Below are 7,018 nucleotides of genomic sequence, written 5' to 3' on the forward strand. Positions count from 1 at the left end.
CGCCAGTATTTCCCAAAGCATCTGGACTTTACGACCATCACACAGACTGAAATCAACCGGGTGATGGATAAACTGAACAATCGCCCTCGAAAATGCCTTAGCATTAAAACACCTAATCAGGTATTTTTCGGGATCAACCCACCTGTTGCACTAGCGAGTTGAATCCGCGGTTTTAAATCGCACCCTGTCGGATACAATAGCGCAATCTTAATACCACATGAGAAAAAACTTCATGAGCGTGGAAATCTATCACAATCCCCGTTGCAGCAAATCCCGTCAGACCCTGCAACTGCTCCAGGACCAGGGGGTCGAGCCGGATATCACCGAATATCTCAAAACGCCACCTGACGCCGCCACCCTGAAAAACATTCTCAACATGCTGGGCCTCGAACCACGGGAACTGATGCGCACAAAAGAGGCGGAGTACAAGGAGGCCGGACTCGACAATCCGGAACTCAGCCGCGACCAGCTCATACAGGCAATGGTAGATCATCCCAAGCTGATCGAGCGCCCCATTGTCATAAAGGACAACAAGGCCGCCATCGGTCGCCCCCCTGAAAAGGTACTGGACATACTCTGATGAGCTATATCCTCATTCTCTATTACAGCCGTTATGGCGCCACCTCAGAGATGGCCAACCAGGTCGCCCGCGGTATTGAGGAGGTCCCGGGAATGGAGGCGCGCCTGCGTACCGTTCCGGCGGTCTCTGCAGTTTGCGAGGCCACGGAAGAGAGCATTCCCGGGCAGGGCGCTCCCTATGCCACCCTTGAGGATCTTGAACAGTGCGCCGGCCTGGCACTGGGCAGTCCTACCCGCTTCGGCAACATGGTGGCTGCACTCAAGTACTTCATCGACGGTACCAGCCCACTGTGGATTTCGGGCGCCATGATGGGCAAGCCTGCCGGGGTGTTCACCTCCGCGTCCAGCATGCATGGTGGCCAGGAAACGACACTGACCTCCATGATGTTGCCGCTGCTGCATCACGGCATGCTGATCGTCGGTCTTCCCTACAGTGAAACAGAACTGCTGCATACCCAGACCGGAGGTACCCCGTACGGACCCAGCCACCTGGCCGGCACCGACAGCAAACTGCCCCTCTCCGACGAGGAGAAGAGCCTCTGCCGCGCCCTGGGCAGACGCCTCGCGACAACCGCAGCCAAACTGGAAAAATGACCCGCCAGGCACAGATCACCTTATGAACAGACAGCTTGCCCTCGGTATAAGCCTCCGTGAAAGCGCAAGCCTGGAAAATTTCGTACCGGGTGGAAATGTCCAGGTGATCTCTCACCTGCGCCACTGTACTGACGGCAGTGGCGAACAGTTCCTCTATATCTGGGGACCGGAGGGCAGTGGGAAAAGCCACCTCCTGCAAGCCGCCTGCCAGTATGCGGACAAACTGGGAAAGGCCGCGGCCTACATACCCCTTGGCCAGGCCGAAATGTTTGAACCTGAAATCCTGGCTGATCTCGACTTTATGAACCTCGTCTGCCTGGATGATGTCGAATCGGTGGCTGGTAACAAGGCGTGGGAATCTGCCCTGTTCCATCTCTTCAACCGGCTGCGCGACCAGGGGGTCTCCCTGATCACCACCGCAGGCCAGGCCCCCCTCAACCTTGATGTTGACCTGCCCGACCTGAGATCACGCCTGAGTTGGGGCCTGAGCTACCAGCTCAGGCCACTAAGAGACGATGAGAAGATCCAGGCGCTTATCGACGGGGCGAACCGCCGTGGCCTGACCATGAGCTGGGATACCGGGAACTATATTCTTCGTCATGTACCCAGGGATATGGCATCCCTTCAACGCCTGATCGAGCACCTGGACAAGGGCTCCCTGGAGGCCCAGCGGAGGCTGACCATACCGTTCGTCAAATCGTTGCTGGAAACTTTCGGATAAACCTTATTTTTTGCCCTGCCTGGCCGCCCGGCGACTCCACACCCAGACATAGTCCGCGCCGCTCGCCACGGTGGTCACGGCAACCGCCCAGATCATGATGGTGATGAACAGGGACGGTAACGCCAACAGGCCTTCATCCAACACCACCGAGAGCACGAGCACGATCTGGGTCACGGTATTGACCTTACTGATCATGCTGGGCTCCGCCTCCAGCTCTTCGACCCTGAAGCTGTAGACCAGCGCACCGGTTACGATCACCAGATCACGCAGTATGACCAGCATCACCAGCCAGACCGGAATCATCCCCACAACCGCCAAGGAGAGATAGCTTGAGACCAGCAGCACCTTGTCTGCCAACGGATCGAGCAGGCCGCCGAGCCGGCTGGTCCAGCCGTAGTGTTTCGCTAGGTAACCGTCCAGGCCATCGGAAACCCCGGCCACGAAAAACAGCACCAACGCAATCTCGAACTGCTGCTCCAGCAGCATCCAGACCACGGGAATGGTCAGGAAGATGCGCAGTACGCTGATCAGGTTGGGGATATCCTCTCTCGTCACTGGCGCAACCGGTAAAAAAGATCGACGTTTTCAGCCACGGCTTCCTCACCCATGACCGCATCACCGTCGGGTTCGATGAGACCGCCCAGGGCGAGGCCCTGTTCCAGAACTTCCAGCCCCCCCCTGACCTGCAGTTCGTAGATCACGGCATTGGCTTCCACCGCCGAGAGATCCATGCGCGCCACGGCGCTTTGAGAGGAGAGGAAACCGCCCACCCCGGCATACTCCCGCAGAGAGCCAACGCCTTCCACGCGCAGTCGCACCCGGGTCAATTCACTGGCCCCACCGATGGGCGCGAACCGGTTTGCGAGCAAATCAGAGGCGTACTGGACACCTTCGCCCAGCAGCTGATTCCGGGAACGACCGTCATTGCTCCAAGACGAGATTTTCTCCCCCTGGAACAGGGTCCACCTGGAACGCCAGAGATCACTGGCGACCCGGGTCAGGCGACCGGTCAGTACGAAATCCGGACTGTAGCGATGAGAGGCGCCGGAAATATTGCGCTCGAAATCCCCCCACAGATCAGCCACCTGCAGTCGGGACTGATCCTCCAGGTCCATCAATGGAACGATGAGGGGCACACCACGTTGCCGGGCCACTGACTCCAGTACCGACCAGGCCGAGCTCTCGGCACCTGTCAACCGGCGCCCCCGGGACTTGCTCTCCTCACCCAGCCAGACCAGGCCACCAGGACGGTTATCGCCCCAGACCGGCAGTCTGCTTTGGCGCAGAAAACGATTCACCGCCTGTTCGTCGAAAACCACCTGAAGGTATCTTTTCGGTTCTGCAGCCTCGGCGCCTTCCGGCTGTACATCTGCGCCATCAGCTGGCTGTTCGGCATCGAGCCGATAGCGATACTGCTGGACATAGCGGGGGGCCTTGGCGAACTCCGCTGTCAATTCCTGGCGGTTGGCAATATTCCGGTTGCCCGTCACCTTGATCAACATCTTGCCGAACGCACGCCCGATCGCCTCATTGCCCTGCGCCGCTTCCTGTCCTGCCACAGGCACTTCTGCCTGGTAGAGGCCGTCGACCTGTACCCCAAGTGCGGGGGTGGCCATCGCTGCGAGCAGTAAGATAAGGCCGTAAAGGGCGCCCAACCCGGTGAAATCACGCCTGTCGTTCATAAATAGGGGCATCGTCATAGTGATCTTTGCTACCTGAATCTGGCGAATTCTATACCTGCGGGCCATTCCCTGTCTAAAAAAACTGGCGCAACTCCCCTGCGCTATTTGATAGAATACCGGGCTGCAAACAATCCCAGCCTGGAGTAATCAGTGGACCAGAACAAGCCAACCGATTCCGTCTCACTCAGTTACCGCGATGCGGGAGTCGACATCGATGCAGGTAACAGCCTGGTGGAGAGAATAAAGCCAATCGTCAAAAGCACCTTCCGCCCCGGCGTCATGACCGGTCTCGGCGGCTTCGGCGCCCTGTTCGAACTCCCGCTGGACCGCTATAAGGAGCCCGTACTGGTTTCAGGTACCGACGGTGTCGGCACCAAGCTGAAGCTGGCCCTGGAGCTCAACAAGCACGATACCATCGGCATCGACCTGGTGGCGATGTGCGCAAACGATATTATCGTGACCGGTGCCGAACCGCTCTTCTTTCTCGACTACTACGCAACCGGACATCTGGACGTAGATGTCGCCACCGATGTGGTGAAGGGCATCGCCAAGGGGTGCGAGCTTTCCGGCGCCGCCCTGACCGGGGGAGAGACCGCGGAGATGCCTGGCATGTACAGTGAAGGTGACTACGACCTTGCCGGATTCTGCGTCGGTATCGCCGAAAAGAGCCGCATCATCGACCCAGGCCGGGTCAGGGCGGGAGACGTGTTGCTTGGACTCGCTTCATCCGGCCCCCACTCCAACGGCTACTCATTGATTCGCAAGGTACTCGAGGTCAGCGGCGCTGACCTGGGACAGGCCATGGGCGACACCACGCTGGGCGAAGCCCTGCTGGCCCCCACCCGAATCTATGTCAAACCCCTGCTGAAGCTGCATGAGCAGGTGGAGATACACGCCCTGGCCCACATCACCGGCGGCGGCCTGCCGGAGAACCTGCCCCGGGTGCTTCCAACCAACACCAAGGCGGTCATAGACGGCAACGCCTGGGAACGGCCGGCGGTTTTCCAATGGCTGCAGGAACAGGGCAACGTGGTGGAGTCTGAAATGCTGCGCACCTTCAACTGCGGCGTCGGCATGGTGGTCTGTATTGCCGAGGAAGACGCTTCCCGTGCAACAGCCCTGCTGGAAGAACAGGGTGAGACGGTCTGGCAACTGGGCCGCATCGAAGTGGCAGAAGGTGAACCCTCCGTGGAGGTCACCGCTTGATGATCGAGCAGAAAAAGCTGCCGCTGGTAGTCCTCATATCGGGGAGCGGAAGCAATCTCCAGGCAATCATCGATGGGGCTGCAGCAGACCTGCCGGTGGAGATCCGCGCGGTCATCAGCAACAGGACCGACGCCTACGGCCTGGAGCGCGCGAGGAAAGCTGGAATCGCGACCAAAGTGCTGGATCACAAGGATTATGCAGATCGCGAAGGCTACGACCAGGCACTTGGCGACCTGATCGAGACCTATGAACCCGGACTGGTGATTCTGGCCGGTTTCATGCGCATTCTTTCAGCGGAGTTCGTGAGCCGTTTCCACGGCCGGATGTTCAACATCCATCCCTCCCTGCTCCCCAAGTACCGTGGACTGCACACCCACAAACGCGCCCTTGACGCCAATGACGAGTTGCACGGAGCCAGTGTCCACTTCGTCACCGAAGAACTCGATGGCGGCCCCCTGGTCCTGCAGGTCAATGTACCGGTTGAAGAGGACGATACCGAAGAGAGCCTGGCAGCACGTGTTCTGACCCAGGAGCATATCATCTACCCCACGGCCATCCGCTGGTTCGCTGAGGGCCGGCTGAAGATGAACGGGAGCCAGGTAGTCAAGGACGGAATCCCACTTGATGGCCCGGTCACCATGAGCTACCAGGAGCCTCCCCCTTCATGAGCGCACACCGGCAGATCCTCAACATGCTGATTGCAGGAGTGATGCTGCTGGGATCCAACCCGCTGTGGTCCAACCCGGAGACGGTACTCACCCCCTTCAGCGCCGAGTACCACCTCAGCCGTGACAACATGGCCGTGGGAAAGGTCATAATCACCCTCGAACTGGATCAGTCCGGACTCTACCGCTATCGAGCCTATACCGTTGCTACGGGCCTGGCTTCCCTGTTTCGGGATGACCAGATAACAGAACAGAGCCAGGGCACTATAGAGAACGGAGCCGTCATCCCTGACAACTACCTCTATCATCATCGTCGCAGGGAGAATCCGCGAAAGGTAACCGTCGACTTCAACTGGCGCACCGGAAATGTGACCAACCACAGTAGCGGAAAACGCTGGACCATGACGATACCCACGGGAACCCAGGACAAGTTTAGCCAGCAACTGGCCCTCATGATCGCCATGGCAAAGGAGAAAAGTCGTGTCGACTTCAAGGTTGCCGACGGCGGCAGGCTGAAAAGCTACCGTTTTTCCGCTGATGGAAGAGAGCCTGTTGAGACTGGTACCGGAACCATTACCGCCCTGAAAGTCAAGCGCAAAAAAGACAATCGCCCCTCGGACTCCACCATCTGGTTGGCGCCTGATCTCAACTACCTGCCGGTAAAGATCACCAAGCAGAAAAAAGACGAACAGGTGATCATGTTGCTCCAATCGGTAAGCTGGAACTAGGAAATCGATTCCAGGCAGCGACTCAACACTTTCTTGAAGAAACCACCGGGTGAGATTGTGACCTGGGCAGTCTCATTGTTGATCTCTTCCAGGTCATAGGTGATGAACTCGACCCCGGCCTCCCTGTACATCTCCTGGGAGAGCTTCAGATCATCCGCCCAGCGGGACAGGAAGTCTTCACTGGGCGCGATGGAGACCACTCGCCCGATCTCATCCTGGATCAGCTTTGATGCGCAACGCGGACAAGGCGGATGTGTCACATAGACTGTGCAGCCCTTGAGATCCCGCTTTGCGAAAATCATGGCGTTCTCTTCGGCGTGGATCGTGAGATTCAGCTTGATGCTCCTGTCCTCCAGGCGTTCCGACGCATCCACGACACCGGCAGCGAACCCGTTATAGCCCAGGGAGACAATACGGTTTCCGTCGGTTATGACGGCACCCACCTGGGAGGAAGGGTCCTTGCTCCAGGCCGAGATGTGAGCGGCCAACCCAAGAAAACGCGTATCCCACTTAGCACTCATCTATGTAAATCCTATCCGTAGTATGGAGGTTTTGGGCATGGTACAAGCGATCAAATGCAAATTCATCCATTATCAACATGGAGCTTATCGCGGCTCATGGAAATATACCTCTTATTCTTCATGGTTTATTTTATCCCCTCTTTCCAGTGAAATGTCTCTGAGTTGATGACAAAAGAACTATAATTAGGGAATTGCGGTCTATGTATACGCTAAAGCGTGCAGCCAGTTACAAGCCCTGTCCCATCGCTGAATTACTAGGGCAACTCTGATTAATTTCGAAAATCGTATACCATCGACCTATTGATCTCCACTCCCAGGAAAA

At 57.6% G+C, this 7,018-nt stretch carries 9 protein-coding genes and 1 pseudogene; 7 read left to right on the plus strand and 3 right to left on the minus strand.

The genetic code is table 11. The features are described 5' to 3' along the window. The 4 genes and pseudogenes from BOW53_RS13990 to hda form a co-directional block, all read left to right on the plus strand. Positions 1-162 (plus strand): annotated as a pseudogene (locus BOW53_RS13990) (IS30 family transposase); the annotation flags it as partial. Between the two features lie 70 nt (positions 163-232). Beyond that, entirely contained in the window at positions 233-580 is a 348-nt protein-coding gene (gene arsC / locus BOW53_RS11970; protein ID WP_135607099.1) for an arsenate reductase (glutaredoxin), read from the plus strand. Next, the gene (wrbA, locus tag BOW53_RS11975) at positions 580-1,173 is read left to right on the plus strand and encodes an NAD(P)H:quinone oxidoreductase (protein WP_078488211.1); all 594 of its coding nucleotides are present in this window, start codon (positions 580-582) and stop codon (positions 1,171-1,173) included. The genes arsC and wrbA overlap by 1 nt, the downstream gene beginning before the upstream one ends. A 22-nt stretch (positions 1,174-1,195) precedes the next feature. After that, entirely contained in the window at positions 1,196-1,894 is a 699-nt protein-coding gene (gene hda / locus BOW53_RS11980) for a DnaA regulatory inactivator Hda (protein WP_078488212.1), read from the plus strand. Positions 1,895-1,897: 3 nt separating this feature from the next. Here hda and BOW53_RS11985 read toward each other — a convergent pair whose 3' ends face one another. Together BOW53_RS11985 and BOW53_RS11990 are read right to left on the minus strand one after the other, a co-directional pair. Next, complete coding sequence (locus tag BOW53_RS11985) at positions 1,898-2,449, minus strand: CDP-alcohol phosphatidyltransferase family protein (RefSeq protein WP_078488213.1); 552 nt, start codon at positions 2,447-2,449, stop codon at positions 1,898-1,900. Next, positions 2,446-3,594 (minus strand): DUF2066 domain-containing protein, encoded by a 1,149-nt coding sequence (locus tag BOW53_RS11990; protein ID WP_172838894.1) that lies wholly within the window; start codon positions 3,592-3,594, stop codon positions 2,446-2,448. Before BOW53_RS11990 ends, BOW53_RS11985 begins: the two co-directional genes overlap by 4 nt. 132 nt (positions 3,595-3,726) lie before the next feature. Between BOW53_RS11990 and purM the strand changes: the two genes are divergently transcribed. Genes purM through BOW53_RS12005 form a run of 3 tightly spaced genes read left to right on the plus strand, consistent with a single transcriptional unit; the run spans position 3,727 to position 6,175 of the window. Beyond that, entirely contained in the window at positions 3,727-4,782 is a 1,056-nt protein-coding gene (gene purM, locus BOW53_RS11995; RefSeq protein ID WP_078488215.1) for a phosphoribosylformylglycinamidine cyclo-ligase, read from the plus strand. Continuing rightward, positions 4,782-5,450, plus strand: coding sequence for a phosphoribosylglycinamide formyltransferase (purN, locus tag BOW53_RS12000; protein ID WP_078488216.1), 669 nt, complete (start codon positions 4,782-4,784; stop codon positions 5,448-5,450). Before purM ends, purN begins: the two co-directional genes overlap by 1 nt. Then, positions 5,447-6,175, plus strand: a complete 729-nt coding sequence (locus BOW53_RS12005) for a DUF3108 domain-containing protein (protein WP_078488217.1) — start codon at positions 5,447-5,449, stop codon at positions 6,173-6,175. Before purN ends, BOW53_RS12005 begins: the two co-directional genes overlap by 4 nt. On the opposite strand, the gene BOW53_RS12010 is transcribed toward BOW53_RS12005, so the two are convergent. Further along, positions 6,172-6,696 (minus strand): deoxycytidylate deaminase, encoded by a 525-nt coding sequence (locus BOW53_RS12010; RefSeq protein WP_078488218.1) that lies wholly within the window; start codon positions 6,694-6,696, stop codon positions 6,172-6,174. The two genes, BOW53_RS12005 and BOW53_RS12010, sit on opposite strands and share 4 nt — an antisense overlap. Between the last annotated feature and the right edge of the window lie 322 nt (positions 6,697-7,018).

Source organism: Solemya velesiana gill symbiont (assembly GCF_002020805.1).
In the GTDB taxonomy this organism is placed as follows: domain Bacteria; phylum Pseudomonadota; class Gammaproteobacteria; order Chromatiales; family Chromatiaceae; genus Sedimenticola_A.

Coding starts and splice junctions, on each gene's coding strand:
- arsC (WP_135607099.1), top strand. CDS start 233: ATGAGCGTGGAAATCTATCACAATCCCCGTTGCAGCAAATCCCGTCAG.
- wrbA (WP_078488211.1), top strand. CDS start 580: ATGAGCTATATCCTCATTCTCTATTACAGCCGTTATGGCGCCACCTCA.
- hda (WP_078488212.1), top strand. CDS start 1,196: ATGAACAGACAGCTTGCCCTCGGTATAAGCCTCCGTGAAAGCGCAAGC.
- BOW53_RS11990 (WP_172838894.1), bottom strand. CDS start 3,594: ATGACGATGCCCCTATTTATGAACGACAGGCGTGATTTCACCGGGTTG.
- purN (WP_078488216.1), top strand. CDS start 4,782: ATGATCGAGCAGAAAAAGCTGCCGCTGGTAGTCCTCATATCGGGGAGC.
- BOW53_RS12005 (WP_078488217.1), top strand. CDS start 5,447: ATGAGCGCACACCGGCAGATCCTCAACATGCTGATTGCAGGAGTGATG.
- BOW53_RS12010 (WP_078488218.1), bottom strand. CDS start 6,696: ATGAGTGCTAAGTGGGATACGCGTTTTCTTGGGTTGGCCGCTCACATC.